The following is a 16,778-nucleotide window of genomic DNA, read 5'->3' as shown; positions in this document are numbered from 1 at the left end:
CAGTTTCACCTTTTCCACAGGAGAACGACCCCATGACGTATGACATCAAGGCCGACGCGCTCGAGGCGAGCTTCGAGCAGGTCGTTCCCGACCACGGTGCCGACATCGCGGCGCTGCAGGCCGACGTGGCGCGGCTGAATGCCGTGCCGCTCCACCGCCCGGCGCTGTCGGGTGCCAAGGCCGACACCGATCCGGTTCGTATCGGCTTCGTCGAGCGCTATCTGCGGAAGGGCCTCGAGATGCCCGCCGAGACCAAGTCGCTGTCGGCGGGCGTCGCCACCGACGGCGGCGTCGCGGTGCCGCGTGAGATCGACGCCTCGATCGACGCGGTACTGAAGGCGACCTCGCCGATCCGCCGGGTCGCGCAGGTCGTCCAGATTGGCAGCGTCAACTACCGCAAGCTCGTCGCGGTCGGCGGCGTTGCCAGCGGCTGGGTATCCGAAATCGCCGCCCGCGCCGAGACAGCGACCGAGACCTTCGTCGAGATCGCACCGCCGATGGGCGAGCTTTATGCCAACCCGGCGGCGTCGCAAACGATGCTCGACGATGCGCTGTTCGATGTCGAGCAATGGCTGTCGACCGAGATCGCCAGCGAGTTCGCACAGGCCGAAAGCATCGCCTTCGTGACCGGTTCCGGGACCGCCCAGCCGAAGGGCTTCCTCACCTACCCGGTTGCCACGACCGACGATACGACGCGTGCTTTCGGAACGCTCCAGTATCTCGCGACGACGGTCGCGGGCAACTTCCCGACGGCAGGGGGCGACAAGCTGATCGACCTCGTGCAGGCGCTGCGGACACCGTACCGCCAGAATGCGGTGTTCGTGATGAACTCCTCGACGCTGGCGCGGGTCCGCAAGCTGAAGGACAACAACGGGCAGTATCTGTACCAGACCGGCCTGTCGTCGGGGTCGCCGGCAACGTTGCTCGGCTATCTGGTGTGATCAACTCCGAGGCGATCAAGCTGCTGAAGTTTGGGGTGAGCTGAAGCACGGCGCGGCGCAGCGGGAGGAATGCACTTCGCGTTCGTCCCGATGCGTCGCAACTCGTGCGAAGCCGGCCGGCGGCCGCGGCGGCTTTCGCGCCGCGTGCCGTCCGACGGCGCGGCTTTGCCGCGACGCCCTGCTTAGTAGGGCTCCCGCCAAGGCCCTGAAAACGCTCACTCGGCGCGTCCCCTCCCGCCCTCTCCCTGGTCGCCGAAGAGGCGACCTGTCCCTCCCCGCGAGGGGGGAGGGTGGGGCAGCGGCCATCCCCCGAAAGGAATTTCATGGCAATTACCGCCGCTTCGATCGAGGCGAACGGCTGGGTGCTGCGGCTGGTGTTCAGCGGCAGCCCGGGCAGTTTCGCGTCTTATGCGCTCGACCCCGACGGTTCGCCGGGGGTGACGCTGACCACGGCCCATCCGGGATTTGCTCCGAGCGCCGGCACCGCGGTGGCGGCGTCGCTGGCGCGCGTCATCGTCGCGACCAAGCCCCTGAGGAAGCCAGTCAACCCGGCGTCGCCGTTCAACGTGCTGGTCGACGAGACCGACAACGGCGACGGAACCGTTACGGTTCGCCTCGCGCTGTCGAACTACATCCACGAGACCGAGGGCGCGGTCAGCCTGTCGGTCGCTGCGGGCTGGCGGGCCGGCGAGGCTGCGGCAAGTGGCATTGCCATCGTCAACGCCTCGACCTTCGCGGCCGCGCTACCGATCTTTCGCTGGTCGGACGTGCCGTACCAGCGCGTTGCGGGGCCGGTGACGCTCGAACTCGTCGCCTTCTCGCATCATCCGCAGGGGTTGAACCCGGTCGCGGCGGTGAAGTTCACGATCACCGACGGCACCGGCGTCAAGTCGGCCTGGGCGACCGCGCCCAGCACCTCGAACCGTTACGGCGATAACCTGCGCGTCTACAGCGCCACCATCGATCCCGCCACGGCCACCGCGCTGAGCGCGGGGCTGCTGCGCTGCGACGCGGAGATCTACCCGTGGCTCGGGGCGATGCGGTCCACCGATACGCCGGGGACGCGGAGCATGGTCGGCCTCGGCCTGGCGGGCTACGGCGATGCTGCAACGACGCCGTTCATCGTCGGCTACGACCCGGTCGGGACGCGCTACGGGGACCAGGTGCTGTTCGTCGACCCGGTGAACGGCACGACGACCCCGCTCGCGGCGATGGTCAAAACCGACCTTGCCGGCGCCAGGGCGATCGCGCCGGCAGCGCGCCCGAAGGACCTCAGCGTCGCGGTGCAGGCGCTGTACCTGGCGAACCGCGCGCTCGCGGCCGGCAATGGCCAGCCGGCGAGCACGCGGGCGCTTGACGGCGCGCGCATCGTGCTGGCCGCGGGTGTCCACGTGCCGGGTACCGTGACGGTGACCTCGACCCCGACCACGATCGAGCTGCCGCTGCGCATCGAGGGCGACCCCGACGATCCCAACCCGCGCGACAACGTCGTGCTGCAGGTCGCGGCAACCAACAAGCGCATCCGGGTAACCAAGGTGGCACTGTCGAACCTGTCGGTCGAGGTCGATGCGGCGTCGCTGTTCGACACGCTGACCTTCTATTACACGCTCGACAACATCACCGTGCGCGGCAAGGCGGGCAGTGAGGCGTCGAGCACCGCCATCGGCGCGGTGGCACCCCCGAACGGCAGCTTCAACATGTCGGCGACGCGGGTCCGGTGGTGGCAGTCGGGCTCCCGCATGAACGGAAACTTCCAGCGCTTCGGCCTGATCCGGGCGTCGGAGGCGAGCCGGCGGGTCGAGGCGCTGTGCACGCTCACGCACCGCTTCATCGGCGGCGGCGTCGGTGGCGAGGACATTTTCCAGACGTCGGAGGAAAGCTGCGTCGGCGGCTGGGCGAGCATCACCACCGCCGGTGCGGGCGAGGACCTGGTCGTCTTCGACTGCGACCTTCGCTACATCAAGGGGCGGGTGTGGAACCTGAACAGCGTTCCCGCCGCCGTCGCCGGCACGCCCAACCCGAGCAACCGCCGCAACGCCTTCGTCAACAACGTTTGCGAAAAGATGGCCAACGTCGGCACCGCGCCGCTGTGGTCGATGGGCGAGGATACGTCCGCGACGATGAGCTACAACCTCATCGAGGGCTGCACCTTCGTCGGCGAGCGCTCCAACTGCATGTATTCGGACCCGGCGGTGGTGACCGCCGCGGATACCAATACTTTGCTCAACCAGGCGTACGGCAACCGGGTCGCGAACTGCAGCTTCGACTGGTTGCCGACCAAGCACGACGACTACAACGACGCCCAGACGATGACGGCGCGCGGGAGCACGAACGGCTACCGGCCCCAGATGACCGAGGCCTGGAGCGTCACCTACGGCGTCGGCTGGGAAGGCAACGTCGACTTCGCGCGGCATCCTTCCGCGAACAATTTCAACTTTGAATACCTCGGGCTGCGCAGCGCCAAACTGCTGTTCGGCACCCCGGCGTGGACCCTCGACCGCTCGGGGCTGAGCGGCGGCACGACCAGCGGTGGCGGCGATTACAAGCCGCCGGCGACCTCGCCGCTGGTCGGGCGGGCGCTCTGCGGCAGCGCCGACCGCGACCGGCTCGGAGCCGTCCGCACGGTGCCCTTCGCCAGCGGCGCGATCGACACCGCCAGCACACCGGCGGCAACGATGTCACCGGCCTTGTCGCTGCTGACCGTGGGCGGAGCGGCGACCGTGATCGGCTGGGCGGGCGTGCTGGCTGCCGTGGGCGGCGGCATCGCGGTGCACTCCGGAACCCCGGTGGTCGAGTTCGCCGCGGCGCTTGCTCCCGACAATGGCAGTCTGGCCAGCGCGGCCGGCACCCCGGTGGTCGAGGCCTTCGAGCTGCTGCTGGCACCGGCCGGCGGGGTCGCGACGCTGAGTGATTTCGGCGTCGCAGTGCTGCCCGACCTGCTGTTTGCGGTCCCGCGGCTGGTGCGGATCGAGGGCGAGGTCCGGGTCCAGCTGATCAACGCTGACTGAGCTTTGCCGGCGGGCCCCACGGCCCCTCGCACACCCTTTCAAGCAAGGAGAACATCATGGGCAAGTACGTCAATCCGGTCGTCCTCGACGGCGCACTCGGCATTGTCACCACCGCGACGCGCATGGTCGCGTTGAGCGGCGAACCGGCCGATTACGCCGCTGCCAACGCCGGCAAACTGGCGGAATCGGCGCTGACCACCGCCGACTTCACCATCGCTGCCGGCGACATCTCGGGGCGCAAGGTCACGGTCGCCGCGAAGTCGGGCCTGACCGTGACCACGGCCGGCACCGCCGACCACATCGCGCTGCTCGACGGGTCGAGCCTGCTCTACGTCACGACCTGCCCGACGCAGGGCCTGCCGAGCGGCGGTACGCTCAGCATCGGCACCTGGGCGGTGGAGATCTCCAGCCCGGTTTGAGGGCCTTTGCGGACCAAGAACCCACCCCTAGCCCCTCCCCTGAAGGGGAGGGGGACCCGCCTGTTCCTACTGCTCCCTTCCCTTTCAAGGGAGGGGCCGGGGGTGGGTGCGAGCGGCTGCGCGAGCCTTCTTCTCCTCCCCCCGAAAGGACCCCCCGATGGGCATCTTCCTCAAGGACCCGTCCGCCAGCATCGACTATGCGGTCGACTGGGGCGCGGGCTATCTGGCGGGCCAGACCGTCGCCAATTCGGCTTGGGCGGTGCAGCCCGACGAGCCCGGCGGCGTGCGCGTCGTCGCGACATTGAGCGGCGACACCCGCACCGGCGCGACCTTTGCCGGCGGCGTGCCGGGCAACATCTACCGGGTCGCCAACCGCGTGACGCTGAGCGACGGACGCACCGACGAGCGGTCGGTCGTGCTCCGCATCGAGCAGCGCTGATGCTGGTCGAGCTCATGCCGGCCGGGGTCGTGCCCGCGTCGGTCGACGAGGTGAAGGCGTTCCTGCGCCTCGAACACCACGACGAAGACGCCGTTGTTGCCGGCTTCGTCCGCGCCGCGACGGCACTCGCGGAAGCGTTCACCGGTCAGTGGCTGGTGGCGCGCGACTTCACCGAGAGCGTCGCGGCGAGCGCCGGCTGGCAGCGGCTCGGGGTGGCACCGGTGACTGCGATAACCACGGTCGGGATCGGCAGCTTCGCGCTGCCGACCTCGGCCTACGAGATCGATATCGACCGCGCGGGCGCGGGCTGGGTCCGGCTGCTGACCGGCGATGCGACGCTGAAGGCGAGCGTCAGCGGGCGGGCGGGGCTGGGCGAGGGCTGGAACGGCGTTCCCGAACCGCTCCGCGCCGGCATCGTGCGGCTGGCGGCGCATCTGTTCACCCACCGCGACGACCCGGATGCGTCGGCGCTGCCGGTCGCGGTAGGGGCGCTGTGGCGGCCGTGGCGGATGGTACGGATATGACCGCCGAGTTCGCCGGAGCGCTGAGCGAGCGTGTTGCCGTCGAGAACTGGCAGGGCGATCCGGAGGGCGGCACTTGGCTCAGCGGTGGCGACGCCTGGGCGAGCCTGGTGCCGCACGATCCGGGGGCGACGGTGATCGGCGAGGGCCGCGCGTCGCGCCCGCGCTACCGGCTGACCATGCGGAGCGGAGGCGCGGTGACGCTGGCGAGCCGCTTTTCCTGGCGCGGGCGGGTGCTCGCGGTGCTGCGGCTCGAGCCCGACCCCCGCACGCCCGACCGCCAGAGTTTCATCGTGGAGGACCGTGGATGACCGAGTTTCAAGCGCTGCTGCGGGCCCTCGAAGCGCGCGGTAAGGCGGTCGCGAAGGCAGCGCGGGCCCGCGCGGCGGCCGCGCTGATTGCGGCGGCGGAGGCTGAGCTGCCGGGGCTGACGGCCTATACCGATGAGGAAATGGTCGTGCTGGCGGCGACGGGTATCCGGGCGCGGGCCTTCGGATCGCGTCGTGCGCTGCCCGATGCGCAGCTGCAGTCGCTGGTGCGGCACGGGAGCGTCTGGTGACCCCGTCGGGCCTCGTCCAGCAGGCGCTGCAGACCGCGCTCACCACAAGGGTATCGAGATCATCCATCGGGAAATTCCTTCATCAGGCAAGCGAGCGTGTCGCCGCCGAGCGCCTCGTCGATGGTCGAGCTGCCGAGCGCGTGGCGCAGGTCGGCGGGCGTCGCGCTCCAAAATGTGTCGGGGGTCCAGCCGAGGCGCTGGGCGAGCGCGGCGGCCGCGATTGCGGCAGGGGCAAACCTGCCCTCCCCCCGCTGGGGGGAGGGACCGGTCGCATCTTCGCGACCAGGGAGAGGGGCGGGGGCCGCTCCCTCGGAATGATCCGCCCCAACCCCTCTCCCTGGCTGCAAGGGCAGCCTGTCCCTCCCCCCAGCGGGGGGAGGGTGCAGACTATCGCCCACTCAATATCTGCCCGAGCAACACCCGCAGCGCCGGCGTCGCCGCCGCCAGCCCGCCCGCCGCCAGCCCCTCGCTGAACGCCGCGCGCGTCAGCCCCTCCGGCCGCTCGTGCAGGCAATGCCAGAACAGCCCCGCCAACTCGCTCAGCGTCAGCCCACCGGCGGCCGCCCGCTCGACCAGCGCGAACAGCGCCCCGAGTTCCGCCTCCGCCGCGACCAGCGCCGCGAAGGTCGGGCGCAGCACCAGCGCCAGCCCCGCGACGAGGACCGAAGCCTCGCCCCGCACCGCATTGGCCACGCTCACGACACCGCCACCGGGCCGCTCGACTCGAGCGCCAGCGTGTAGGTGCGCTCGCCGTTGAAATCGCCGGCGTAATCGAGGCGGGTAATCAGGAACCGCCCCGCCAGCCGCTCGCCGCTCTCGAAGCTGACCTGATAGTCGTCGAGGATGCCGGCCAGCGCCGACGCCTTGACCCGGCCCTCGGCGGCAGTGCCGGAAAACACCCCCGCGCCGCTCAGGCTGACCGAGCGCACGCCCGCCCCGGACAGCAGTTCGCGCCACCCGCCCGAGCCCTTGTTGGTCACCACCACGGTGTCGGCGTTGACGCTCAGCTGCGTCGTCCGCAGCCCGGCGATGGTCGTGTAGGACGGAGGGTTCGCACCGTCGCCGACCTTCAACAGGAAGGCACTGCCCTTTTCGGACGCCATGATCGGATCTCCTTATCTGTGGTTGGGGGTACTCAGACCGCCTCGGTCCGCACCCGGAAGTCGGCCACCCCGTGGCCCCAGCCCTCAGGATCGCGCTGGACGAAGCTGCGCACGAACAGCACCGACGCGATCCGCCAGCCGTCCGCCTCGCCCGCCAGCTCCAGCACCGCCTGCTCCGCCACGCCGAGCAGCGCCTTGCAGCGCGTCAGCCCCGGCGCGTCGTCCCAGACGCCGATCAGCACGCGATGCTCGCGGCCCTGGCTGGTCTTGGTCGACCAGTCGGTGACGGTGTCCGGCCCGATCGTCAGGTAGGGCGCGGGCGCACCGACCGGCACCGCATCGAACACCGCGCCGATCGGGGTGAAGGTGCGCGCCGACACCAGCGGCTTCTCCGCGGGCGTCGCCGATATCCGCGGCCAGCTCGACGGGCCGCTGGCCAGTGGCCTCGATGCGGCGGGGCGCGGGCTCGAGCGCGCGCTGATCAAGGCCACCACGACGGGTAAGTTCGGCTTCGACGACCTCCGCAAGGTCGCGCTGTCGACGCTGGCGCAGATCGCAGCTAGCGCGATCAAGACCGACCTCGGCGCGTTGTTCGGCGGCGGGAACAGCGGCGGCGGCCTGCTCGGGTCGTTGGCGTCGCTGTTCGGCGGTAGCCCCGGGCGCGCGACCGGCGGCCCGGTCACCGGCGGCAGCGCCTACATGGTCGGCGAGCGCGGGCCGGAACTGTTCGTGCCGACCGCCGCCGGGCGCATCCAGTCCATGGCAAGCGGCGGGCGCGGGCCGGTCAGCGTCACTGTCAACGTCGCGGCGCCGACGGGAGCCGCGCCGGACGTGATGATGCGGACCGGCAGCCAGGTCGCGCGTGCCGTCAGTCGTGCCCTCGACAAGGCCAATGGCTGATGGGCCACTGGCTGGCGAGCGCTGCCGACCAGCAGCGCAAGGACTGGATCAAGCGCTTCGATGCGCGCTTCTGGACCGTCGATTTTCCGCGCCCGATGCTGGCAAGCGTCGTGACCAGCGGGCCGCGCGGGTTCCGTGTCGAGTGCGTCTTCCACAAGAAGAATGACCTGGCCGGGCTGATCTGGGAGTCCGCCGACCGGTATGATCACCCGCTGCTGGGCTATGCGACTTCGCGCGATTATCGCGGCTCGACGCTGAGTTTCCGCTGGCAGTCGTCGGGGTCGCTGAAGCCGCTCGATGCCGTCAACGGCCCGGTGCTGACCATCGAGGGGCGGGATGCGGGCGGGGTCGCGAAGAGCTGGTACGTCCGGTTGTGGAATTACGCGGTCGGGACGCCTGCCGATTGCCGGATCGTGCTCGACTTCGATGCGCTGAGCGGCGGTTTCCTGCTGCCCGGCGAGGCCGACCCGGTGTGGGCCGCCGACATCGACCGAATGTTCGTGTCGCTGGTCCCGGCTGCCTTCGACAAGACCGACGTACCGCTGCCGGGTGCCGTCGCGGCGACGCTCGAGCTGTCGGAGATCGCCTGCGACGGGGCCGGCTCGACCATCAGGATCGGCGATGCTTTCGTGCCGCCGCACGGCCTGCGGATCGCGAACGGCTACGACGATTGCTACAATCTGACGCCGGCGCGGTTGCTGCGCGGCATGGTCCAGACCGGCTATGCTGATGTCATCGACCACTATGTCGGGATGAGCCACTTCCCCGCGCTGGCCTGGGACGGCGCGGCGTTCACTGTGGTGGGCGGCATCGCGACCCCGGCGGCGGCGTGGCACGCGGACTTCCTCGGGCGCGCCAAGGCCAGCGGGTTCGAGGTCATCCAGTCGCTGTCGTACGAGCTGCTCGACCAATATTGCCCGGAAGGGTGGAAGCAGCGCGATGCCGACGGCTACCCCGCCGCGACCGGCTACACCCCCCAGTCGACGTTGCTGTCGCCGTCCAGCCCGACCGGGATGGGGTGGGTGAACGGGGGTCGCGGGCGACTTTGCACGGCTGGCGCAGGCAGCGGGCCAGCGCGTACGCTTCCAGATCGGCGAGCCGTGGTGGTGGGTCGGCGCGAACAACCGGCTGTGCGCCTACGACGTCTCGACGCTCGGGATGTACGCGGTCGCGACCGGCCTCGCGCCGCCCGAGATTCGTGACGCGCGGGCGATGACGACGGCGCCGAAGCTGGCGTTTCTCGACTGGCTCGGAGTTCGGCTCGGGGTCGCGACGCTGGCGCTGCGCGATGCGGTCAAGGCGGCGGTGCCGGGCGCGGAGGTGTCGCTGCTGTTCTATGCGCCTGCGGTGTTGGGCCGTGACGCGGTCGACCTGAAGCGCGCCAACCTTCCCGTCGCATGGGCGTCGCCGGCGTTCGATCTGTTCGAACTTGAGGACTACGAGTGGGTCACCGGTGGCGACTTTGCCGGGCAGGCGGCGACGCGCGCGGTCGGTGACGAGCTCGGCTATCCGGCGGCGCGCCAGCATTATTACGCGGGCTTTGCGGCGAGTTCCGCCGACTGGCCGGCGATCATCGACGCCGCCGAAACCGCCCGCGCGCGCGGTGTCGCCAACAGCTTCGTCTGGGCGTGGCCACAGGTCGCGCGCGACGGCTTCGTGACCTTCGACATCCAAGGAGACGAGACCATGCCGGCGTTCCACGACGTGCGCTTTCCATTGGAGCTGGGCTACGGGGCCACCGGCGGCCCGCAATTCTCGACCCAGGTCGTGACGACGGGCTCAGGCTTCGAGCAGCGTAATTCGAGCTGGTCGGACGCTCGACTCCACTACGACGCCGGGGTCGGGGTGCGGTCGGAGGCCGACCTGTCCACGCTGATCGCGTTTTTCCGGGCGCGGCGCGGGCAGGCCCACGGCTTCCGCTTCAATGATCCGCTCGACCATGATGCAGCTGCGGTGGTGCTCGGGGTCGGCGACGGGGTGACGACGCGGTTCGCGCTGCGCAAGACCTACGGCAGCGGCGACGATGCGCAGTCACGGCGGATCACCCGGCCGGTGGCAGGAACGGTCGCGGTGGCGCTGGCGGGCATCGTGACCAGCGGCTGGTCGCTCGGTGAACTCGGGCAGGTCGACTTCATCGCCGCGCCCGCAGCGGGGGTCATGGTGACGGCGAGCTTCGGCTTCGACGTCCCCGTCCGTTTTGCCGAGGACCGCATCGACGTCGGCCTCGCGAGCTGGCGGGCGGGCGACCTGCCCTCGGTGCCGCTGGTCGAGGTGCGCGAGGCATGAGCGGGTTCCAGGACAGCCTCGACGGCGAGCTGACGACGCTGGCGATCTGCTGGCGGGTGGCGCGCGCCGACGGGGTGACGCTCGGCTTCACCACCCACGACCGGCCGCTCGATGTCGGCGGGGTCCGCTACGACAGCGCGCCCGGCATGGCGCCGTCGGCGATCTCGACCGGCGACGGGCTCGAGGTCGATACGATGGAGGTCACCGGCGCGCTGTCGGCGGCCGCGATCACGGCAGCCGATCTGGCCGCGGGCCGCTTCGACGAGGCGACGGTGACGATCTTCATGGTCGACTGGACACGGCCCGGCGGCGCGACGCTTCCCTTAGCGCGAGGCTCGCTCGGCGACATCACGCGGCATGTGTCCGGTGATGGCGGCAGCTTCACCGCCGAATTGCGCGGGCCGACTGCGGCGTTCGACGCGACCGCGATCGAGGTTTGTTCGCCGGAGTGCCGCGCCGAACTCGGTGACGCGCGCTGCCGGGTCGATCTCGCGCCGCTGACCGTGCTGGCCACGGCGGGCGAGGGGGCGGACGGGCGGCTGACGGTGTCGGCGAGCGAGGCGATGGGGTTCGCCAACGGGCGGCTGCGGGTGCTGGACGGAGTTTGCGCCGGGCTCGACGTGCGCATCGCCGACGCCGGCAGCGACTGGATCGAGCCATTCGAGCCACTGCCGCACGCGCTCGCCGCCGGCACCCGGGTCGAACTGCGCGAAGGCTGCGACCGTCGCTTCTCGACGTGCCGCGACCGCTTTGCCAACGCACCGAACTTTCGCGGCGAGCCGCACGTGCCGGGGGGCGACCTGCTCACCCGTTTTCCGGGGGTCTGAACATGCACAAACACGCCGACATCATAGCCGCGCACGCGCGCGCGTGCGTAGGGACACGGTTTCGGGCGCAGGGCCGCGCGATCGGCATCGGGCTCGACTGCATCGGGGTGGCACTGCTCGCGGCTGCCGCAGCGGGCATCCTGTTCGACGTACCGCTGTATGCGCTCGGCGGCGACCGCGAGGCGCAGCTCGATGCGGGGCTGGCGAGGCAGGGATGCGTCCGTGTCGATCCGCCTAGACCGGGCGACCTCATCGTCGCGGCACCAGCACCAGGCCGTCGCCACCTCGGCGTCATGACCTCCGCCGGCGTGGTTCACGCTCACGCCGGTCTCGGGCGCGTCGTCGAGGGGCCGCTCGATCCAGAGTGGCAAATCGTCGGAGCGTGGCGCTTTCCCGACAGCGAGGCCTAGGCGATGGCGACACTGATCCTCGGCACCGTCGGGCGGGTGATCGGCGGGCCGCTCGGCGGGCTGGTCGGAACGTTCCTCGGCTCGGTGCTCGACCGTTCGCTGCTCGGCGGCGGCAAGGCGCGTCAGGTCGGCCGGCTGAGCAACCTCGCGGTGCAAAGCTCGGCCTACGGCGAGCCAATCCCGCGCCTGTACGGCACTATGCGGATCGCCGGTAACCTCGTCTGGACTGCGGGCATCGCCGAGCACAGTTCCACCTCCGGCGGCGGCAAGCGCGGCGGTGCGAAGACCACCAGCTACACCTATTCTTCGTCGTTTGCGGTGATCCTGTCGGCGCGCCCGGTCGCCGGCATCGGGCGGGTGTGGGCGGACGGCAAGCTGCTGCGCGATGCGGCGGGGACGTGGATCACCCCGGCGACGATGCGCCTGCATCTCGGCGGAGACGGGCAATCGGTCGACCCGCTCATCGCCGCCGCCGAGGCCGCTGGCGGTGCGCCCGCCTATCGGGGGCTGGCGTATGCGGTGTTCGAGGACCTGCCGCTCGCCGACTACGGCAACCGCATCCCGAATCTCACATTCGAGCTGATCGCCGATGCGGACGGCACCGGCGCAGGCGCGGTCGTCGCCGATCTCTGCGCCGCGGCGAAGATCGAGGGTGTCGCGCCTGTGGGCATTTTCCAATCGTTCGGCGGTTTTGCGGCAGCGCAGGGCGGCAGCGTCCGCGAGCAACTCGGCCAACTGACCGAGCTATACGACCTGCGCTTCGTCGACGACGGGACGGGGCTCGGGGTCTGCGCCGGGCCGGCCGTCGCGTCGATCACGCTCGCTGCCGACGATCTCGGCAGCCACGACGCGAGCTCGTCGCCGCACGAGGCGCGGAGCGAGGCGCGCGGCGCCGGCGGCCAGCTCGACGATGCAGTCGCGCTCGGCTTCTTCGACCCGGCGCGCGACTATCAGCCGGGCCTGCAGCGCGCTGTCCGCCGTGCCGATGCTGCCCGCATCGCCCAGGTCGACATCGCCGCAGCCTTTTCCGCCGACTCCGCCAAGGGGCTGGCGGGCGCGCTGCTGGCGCGGCGCAACGCCGCCCGGGTCGGCGCGACCTTCCAGCTGCCGCCGCGCAGCCTCGATGTTCGCGCCGGGACCGCCGTGCGTCGCGAGGGCGATACGACGACGTGGTCGGTCCGGCGCTGGACCTTCGCCAATTTCGTCTCCGAAGTGGCAGTCGAGCGCAAGCCGGTGCGGCTCGCGTCGGCGGCGGTGGCCGACCCCGGTCGGGTCCACGACGCCGGCGACAGCGCCGCGGGCGCAACGACCCTCCACCTGCTCGATCTACCGCCGCTGTTCGGAGAGGCTGCAGGGCCTCGCCTCTACGTTGCGGGCGCGGGTGCATCGCCGGGCTGGCGGCGAAGCAGCGTCGCACTCAGCCTCGACGGCGGCGAAACCTACACTGCGATCGGCGAAGTCGGAGCACCCAGCGTTGTCGGAACAACCGTGTCCACTCTTTCCGCGGGCAGCGGCGACCGTTGGGACCGCACCGGGCGCGTCGAGGTCGAGCTGCTCGCTGATAGCCTGTGGCTCGAGAGTCGCGCCGAGGCGGTCGTCCTCGCGGGTGCAAATCTGGCGCTGATCAACAATGAGATCGTGCAGTTCGCCAGCGTCGAGGCGCTCGGCGGTCGCCGGTTCGCTCTGTCAATGCTGCTGCGTGGCCGCCGGGCGACCGATGTCGCAGCGCATCCGGCGGGCGGGCGCTTCGTGATGCTCGACCCCGAGCGGCTGTTGGCGCTCGATCTCGGTTCGGAGGTCATCGGACGCAGCTTGCGCGTGCGCGCAACCGGGGCGGGCGACGGCGCTACCCAACCGGTCGCGATCGACTTCGCCGGCAACGCGGCGCGTCCGCTGCCGCCGGTCTTCGTCCGCTGCGTCGCGGACGGCGGCGACGCGGTGTTCGCCTGGAAGCGCCGCAGCCGGAGCGGCTTCGCCTGGCTCGACGGGGTCGATGCGCCGGTTGGTGAAAGTGCCGAGAGCTACCGGGTCGAAGTCCGTCGTGGTGCGACGCTCGTCCGTGCCGTCACGGTGGCGGTAGCGGGCTGGCGCTATCTTGCCGCCGACCGCGCCGCCGATCTCGCCGGTGCGGGAGCCACCGTCACCCTCGCCATCGCCCAGCTCGGCGACCTCGCGGGCGTGCCCGCGCACGTCGTCTTCATCCTGCCCTGATCAACGGGAGACTTGTATGTCCGAACTGACCGATCGTTATGCCCTGCCGCTCCTCCAGGTCGCGCAGGCGCAGAAAGAAGTGACCCACAACGAAGCTGTTGCCGGCATCGACGCGCTGCTCCATCTCGCCGTCGAGACGTCGGTGCTGGCCTTGCCGCCGGTTGCGCCGTCGCCGGGGCAGGCGTGGATCGTCGCTGCGGCCGCGACCGGGATCTGGGCCGGGCACGCCGGCGAGGTTGCCAGTTTCGGCAGCGGCGGCTGGCGCTATACCGTACCGCGCGAGGGTTGCGTCGCATGGTTGCGCGACGTGCAGCGTTTCGCGGTCCGGACCGGAACCGGCTGGCGCGACGATGGTTGGCCATCGTCAGGCGTCCGCATCGGTTCGCGTCTCGCGCTCGGTGAGGTGCCCGCGGTCATCGCCGTGCCGAGCGGCGGAACGGTGCTCGACGCTCAGGCTCGCTTCGTTATCATAGCCTTAACAGACGCGCTCAGGGCGCAAGGCATCGTCGCCTGATGCTTGATCCCTATGCAGTATACTTGGCTTTCAGATGTTGTTTCTGTGCAACACAGAGAGTCATTCGTGGCTTGCGTGGGTATAGAGCGTGAGTTAGAGCGTTAGGTGCGCTTCGAACGAAGCACCTATCTTGAAGGGGACTACAATGCGGAAATACGCTGCGGCGCTGGCACTTGCCACCACTGCACTGGCCGGCCCAGCGCTGGCCAAAGACGGCGCCTGGTACATCGGCGTCGATGCCGGCGGTATGCTCGTCGAGGACTCGAAGTTCGATATTCGTAACGCGGCCGGTACGGCCACCGCGAAGGACGCGCTCACGCTCAACCACGAATATGGCTACGACGTTTCGGGCAATATTGGTTACGACTTCGGTCCGATCCGCGCCGAATTCGAGGTCGGCTATAAGGATGCCAACCTCGACTCGATCGACTATAACGGCACTGTGCCGATCCGGCCGTACAACAGCCCGTCGGCAACCCTCCCTGCGCAGAATTTCTCTGCTGCTGACGGCAACAGCCGTGTCCTGTCGTTCATGACCAATGCCTACGTCGATTTCGGCGGCAAGGATAACGGCATCAGCGCCTTCCTCGGCGGCGGTGTCGGTGTGGCCCGCGTCAAGCTGAGTGAACTGCAGACCCGCAAGTACGGCCAGGCGTTCCTGGACGACAGTGACACGCGCTTCGCTTGGCAGATCCTCGCCGGCATCCGCAAGCCGCTGACCGACAAGCTTGATATCTCGTTGAAGTATCGCTTCTTCAACGTGAACAATATCAAGACGTTCACCGTTGACAACCAGGCGACTGAGTCGCGCTTCCGCAGCCACTCCCTGCTGCTCGGCCTGACCTACAACTTCGGCGAGCCGGCTGCACCGCCGCCCCCGCCGCCTCCCCCGCCCCCGCCGCCTCCCCCGCCGCCGCTGCCGCCGTGCCCGCCTGCTGCGGTGACCCCGGGGCCGTTCCTCGTGTTCTTCGACTGGGATAAGTCGATCATCACGCCGGAAGCTGCTGCGGTTCTCGACCGGGCTGCCGAGCAGTACGCTGCGACTGGCCAGACCAGCGTTGCGCTTGCCGGTCACGCCGACAAGTCGGGTTCGGATGCCTACAACGTCGGTCTCTCGCAGCGTCGTGCCGACGCGGTGAAGGCCTACATGGCAACCAAGGGCGTGCCTGACGGTTCGATGACGACCGAAGCCTTCGGCGAAAGTCGTCCGCTGGTCGACACCGCCGACGGTGTCCGCGAGCCGCAGAACCGGCGCGTGGAGATCACGTTCGGTGGCGCTCCGCAGCCTGCCTCGGCGCCCTGCACTCCGCAGTAAGCCTGAGCGAAAAACGACACGCGAAGGGCCGCCCGCAAGGGCGGCCCTTTTGCAATGTGGCGCGTTACCGCGACGAACGAAGCGCGGGAGAACGTCTTGAGAATCGCAGCGACCGGCGGGTGCCAGTGTGGTGCGGTCCGCTACGCGGCCACCCTTGCGAACAGCGAGGCTTATTGGTGCCACTGCCGGATGTGCCAGCGCGCCACCGGTGGAGTCGCCGCCGCGCTCGTTTCGGTTCGGCGGGACGCCGTCGTCTGGACGGCGCGCGAGCCCGACCGTTTTGCGTCGTCGCCGATCGCGAAGCGCGGTTACTGCGCCGTCTGCGGCACCCCCCTTACCTTTGAGTTCAATGAGGGCAGCGAGAACATGGACCTAACCGTCGGCTCGCTCGACGATCCGTCCATTCTGCGGCTCGCCAGCCATTTCGGTACCGAGAGCTGGGTTCCGCACTGGATTCACATCGACAGTCTGCCGATGACCCGAACCGACGAGAATGCGGCCTTGATGGCACGCTGGGCAGCGGCCAAAAGCGAGCCATGATCAGCCAGCGTTTTCGTTTCGCCTCGTTCGACGGTGTTGAACTGAGTTGGCAGGAGGTTGGCGAAGGCCGCCCGGTCATCCTCCTCCACGGTCTGTTCAGCACCAGCCACACCAACTGGATTCGCTACGGCACCGCGGCCCAAGTCGCCGCTGCCGGGTTCTGTGTCATTCTCCCCGACCTTCGCGCGCACGGCGAAAGCGCCAAGCCGCACGACGCCGCAGCCTATCCCCACGACGTGCTGTCGAAGGACGTCGCCGCGCTGGTCGATTATCTCGGCCTGACCGACTACGATCTCGGCGGCTACTCGCTCGGCGGCCGCACCACGGTGCGTTGCCTGGTCGATGGCCTGAAGCCGCGCCGCGCCGTTGTCGCCGGCATGGGCCTGACCGGACTGATCGAACTCGGCAAGCGCACCGACTGGTTCCTCCACATGATCGCCGAACCCGACAGCTTCGAGCGCGGCTCGGACGGCTGGATGGCGGTGCAGTTCATGCGCACCAACCACGTCGACGGCGAGGCGGTAGCCCATGTGCTGCGCTCGCAACTCCTGACCAGCATCGCCGAGATCGCCGCGATCCAGACCCCGGTCCTCGTTCTGTGCGGCAAGGACGATAACGACAACGGTTCGGCTCCCGACCTCGCGTCGGCACTGCCGAAAGGCCGCTATGTCGAAATGCCCGGCAACCACATGAGCGCGGTGGTTGGACCGGCGATGGGCGCTGCAATCGCGGCGTACCTGAGCGCTTGACCCCTGCCGTCACCGACCGATAGTCGCTCCCATCGT

19 protein-coding genes and 1 pseudogene are annotated in these 16,778 nt (G+C 69.6%); 16 read left to right on the top strand and 4 right to left on the bottom strand.

Features of this window, described 5'->3' with window-relative positions:
- Positions 1–32 precede the first annotated feature (32 nt).
- From KX816_14895 to KX816_14865, 7 genes are all read left to right on the top strand, one after another.
- On the top strand, positions 33–941 hold the full coding sequence (locus KX816_14895) for a phage major capsid protein (GenBank protein QXQ05511.1): 909 nt from the start codon (positions 33–35) through the stop codon (positions 939–941).
- Between the two features lie 323 nt (positions 942–1,264).
- The gene (locus KX816_14890) at positions 1,265–3,949 is read left to right on the top strand and encodes a hypothetical protein (GenBank protein ID QXQ05510.1); all 2,685 of its coding nucleotides are present in this window, start codon (positions 1,265–1,267) and stop codon (positions 3,947–3,949) included.
- A gap of 56 nt (positions 3,950–4,005) precedes the next feature.
- On the top strand, positions 4,006–4,368 hold the full coding sequence (locus KX816_14885) for a hypothetical protein (GenBank protein ID QXQ05509.1): 363 nt from the start codon (positions 4,006–4,008) through the stop codon (positions 4,366–4,368).
- A gap of 157 nt (positions 4,369–4,525) precedes the next feature.
- A complete protein-coding gene (locus KX816_14880) occupies positions 4,526–4,807 on the top strand; it encodes a hypothetical protein (GenBank protein ID QXQ05508.1) in 282 nt (93 codons plus the stop codon).
- A complete protein-coding gene (locus KX816_14875) occupies positions 4,807–5,331 on the top strand; it encodes a phage head-tail connector protein (GenBank protein QXQ05507.1) in 525 nt (174 codons plus the stop codon). The genes KX816_14880 and KX816_14875 overlap by 1 nt, the downstream gene beginning before the upstream one ends.
- Positions 5,328–5,639, top strand: a complete 312-nt coding sequence (locus KX816_14870; GenBank protein QXQ05506.1) for a head-tail adaptor protein — start codon at positions 5,328–5,330, stop codon at positions 5,637–5,639. Before KX816_14875 ends, KX816_14870 begins: the two co-directional genes overlap by 4 nt.
- Positions 5,636–5,887, top strand: coding sequence for a hypothetical protein (locus KX816_14865; GenBank protein QXQ05505.1), 252 nt, complete (start codon positions 5,636–5,638; stop codon positions 5,885–5,887). The genes KX816_14870 and KX816_14865 overlap by 4 nt, the downstream gene beginning before the upstream one ends.
- 59 nt (positions 5,888–5,946) lie before the next feature.
- On the opposite strand, the gene KX816_14860 is transcribed toward KX816_14865, so the two are convergent.
- From KX816_14860 to KX816_14845, 4 genes are all read right to left on the bottom strand, one after another.
- Positions 5,947–6,108: a phage tail assembly chaperone gene (locus KX816_14860; GenBank protein ID QXQ08602.1), complete on the bottom strand. Its 162-nt coding sequence runs from the start codon at positions 6,106–6,108 to the stop codon at positions 5,947–5,949.
- Between the two features lie 166 nt (positions 6,109–6,274).
- Positions 6,275–6,586 carry a gene transfer agent family protein gene (locus KX816_14855; GenBank protein ID QXQ05504.1) on the bottom strand — a complete coding sequence of 104 codons (312 nt, stop codon included), beginning with the start codon at positions 6,584–6,586 and terminating at the stop codon, positions 6,275–6,277.
- Complete coding sequence (locus KX816_14850) at positions 6,583–6,990, bottom strand: phage tail protein (GenBank protein QXQ05503.1); 408 nt, start codon at positions 6,988–6,990, stop codon at positions 6,583–6,585. The genes KX816_14855 and KX816_14850 overlap by 4 nt, the downstream gene beginning before the upstream one ends.
- 32 nt (positions 6,991–7,022) lie before the next feature.
- Positions 7,023–7,370: a DUF3168 domain-containing protein gene (locus tag KX816_14845; protein QXQ05502.1), complete on the bottom strand. Its 348-nt coding sequence runs from the start codon at positions 7,368–7,370 to the stop codon at positions 7,023–7,025.
- Between KX816_14845 and KX816_14840 the strand changes: the two genes are divergently transcribed.
- The 9 genes and pseudogenes from KX816_14840 to KX816_14800 all read left to right on the top strand — a co-directional run bounded on the left by KX816_14840 (position 7,357) and on the right by KX816_14800 (position 16,742).
- Positions 7,357–7,890 carry a tail tape measure protein gene (locus tag KX816_14840; protein ID QXQ05501.1) on the top strand — a complete coding sequence of 178 codons (534 nt, stop codon included), beginning with the start codon at positions 7,357–7,359 and terminating at the stop codon, positions 7,888–7,890. The genes KX816_14845 and KX816_14840 overlap by 14 nt on opposite strands.
- Positions 7,890–10,176: pseudogene (locus tag KX816_14835) on the top strand (DUF2460 domain-containing protein). Before KX816_14840 ends, KX816_14835 begins: the two are co-directional and overlap by 1 nt.
- On the top strand, positions 10,173–11,003 hold the full coding sequence (locus KX816_14830; GenBank protein QXQ05500.1) for a DUF2163 domain-containing protein: 831 nt from the start codon (positions 10,173–10,175) through the stop codon (positions 11,001–11,003). Before KX816_14835 ends, KX816_14830 begins: the two are co-directional and overlap by 4 nt.
- A 2-nt stretch (positions 11,004–11,005) precedes the next feature.
- On the top strand, positions 11,006–11,413 hold the full coding sequence (locus KX816_14825; GenBank protein ID QXQ05499.1) for a peptidoglycan endopeptidase: 408 nt from the start codon (positions 11,006–11,008) through the stop codon (positions 11,411–11,413).
- A gap of 3 nt (positions 11,414–11,416) precedes the next feature.
- Positions 11,417–13,624: a phage tail protein gene (locus tag KX816_14820; GenBank protein QXQ05498.1), complete on the top strand. Its 2,208-nt coding sequence runs from the start codon at positions 11,417–11,419 to the stop codon at positions 13,622–13,624.
- Between the two features lie 16 nt (positions 13,625–13,640).
- Positions 13,641–14,138 (top strand): DUF2793 domain-containing protein, encoded by a 498-nt coding sequence (locus tag KX816_14815; GenBank protein QXQ05497.1) that lies wholly within the window; start codon positions 13,641–13,643, stop codon positions 14,136–14,138.
- A 145-nt stretch (positions 14,139–14,283) separates the two neighbouring features.
- Positions 14,284–15,453 carry an OmpA family protein gene (locus KX816_14810; protein ID QXQ05496.1) on the top strand — a complete coding sequence of 390 codons (1,170 nt, stop codon included), beginning with the start codon at positions 14,284–14,286 and terminating at the stop codon, positions 15,451–15,453.
- 54 nt (positions 15,454–15,507) lie between these two features.
- Complete coding sequence (locus KX816_14805) at positions 15,508–15,993, top strand: GFA family protein (GenBank protein ID QXQ05495.1); 486 nt, start codon at positions 15,508–15,510, stop codon at positions 15,991–15,993.
- A complete protein-coding gene (locus KX816_14800; protein ID QXQ05494.1) occupies positions 15,990–16,742 on the top strand; it encodes an alpha/beta hydrolase in 753 nt (250 codons plus the stop codon). Before KX816_14805 ends, KX816_14800 begins: the two co-directional genes overlap by 4 nt.
- The last annotated feature ends 36 nt before the right edge of the window (positions 16,743–16,778 follow it).

The organism is Sphingosinicellaceae bacterium (genome assembly GCA_019285715.1).
Taxonomy (GTDB): domain Bacteria; phylum Pseudomonadota; class Alphaproteobacteria; order Sphingomonadales; family Sphingomonadaceae; genus Glacieibacterium.
This window is presented reverse-complemented; position numbering and strand designations above follow the sequence as displayed.

Bases quoted from the DNA above. Each gene is read 5' to 3' on its own strand.
- KX816_14895 (QXQ05511.1), top strand. From the start codon at position 33: ATGACGTATGACATCAAGGCCGACGCGCTCGAGGCGAGCTTCGAGCAG.
- KX816_14890 (QXQ05510.1), top strand. From the start codon at position 1,265: ATGGCAATTACCGCCGCTTCGATCGAGGCGAACGGCTGGGTGCTGCGG.
- KX816_14885 (QXQ05509.1), top strand. From the start codon at position 4,006: ATGGGCAAGTACGTCAATCCGGTCGTCCTCGACGGCGCACTCGGCATT.
- KX816_14880 (QXQ05508.1), top strand. From the start codon at position 4,526: ATGGGCATCTTCCTCAAGGACCCGTCCGCCAGCATCGACTATGCGGTC.
- KX816_14875 (QXQ05507.1), top strand. From the start codon at position 4,807: ATGCTGGTCGAGCTCATGCCGGCCGGGGTCGTGCCCGCGTCGGTCGAC.
- KX816_14870 (QXQ05506.1), top strand. From the start codon at position 5,328: ATGACCGCCGAGTTCGCCGGAGCGCTGAGCGAGCGTGTTGCCGTCGAG.
- KX816_14865 (QXQ05505.1), top strand. From the start codon at position 5,636: ATGACCGAGTTTCAAGCGCTGCTGCGGGCCCTCGAAGCGCGCGGTAAG.
- KX816_14850 (QXQ05503.1), bottom strand. From the start codon at position 6,990: ATGGCGTCCGAAAAGGGCAGTGCCTTCCTGTTGAAGGTCGGCGACGGT.
- KX816_14830 (QXQ05500.1), top strand. From the start codon at position 10,173: ATGAGCGGGTTCCAGGACAGCCTCGACGGCGAGCTGACGACGCTGGCG.
- KX816_14825 (QXQ05499.1), top strand. From the start codon at position 11,006: ATGCACAAACACGCCGACATCATAGCCGCGCACGCGCGCGCGTGCGTA.
- KX816_14820 (QXQ05498.1), top strand. From the start codon at position 11,417: ATGGCGACACTGATCCTCGGCACCGTCGGGCGGGTGATCGGCGGGCCG.
- KX816_14815 (QXQ05497.1), top strand. From the start codon at position 13,641: ATGTCCGAACTGACCGATCGTTATGCCCTGCCGCTCCTCCAGGTCGCG.
- KX816_14810 (QXQ05496.1), top strand. From the start codon at position 14,284: ATGCGGAAATACGCTGCGGCGCTGGCACTTGCCACCACTGCACTGGCC.
- KX816_14805 (QXQ05495.1), top strand. From the start codon at position 15,508: ATGTGGCGCGTTACCGCGACGAACGAAGCGCGGGAGAACGTCTTGAGA.
- KX816_14800 (QXQ05494.1), top strand. From the start codon at position 15,990: ATGATCAGCCAGCGTTTTCGTTTCGCCTCGTTCGACGGTGTTGAACTG.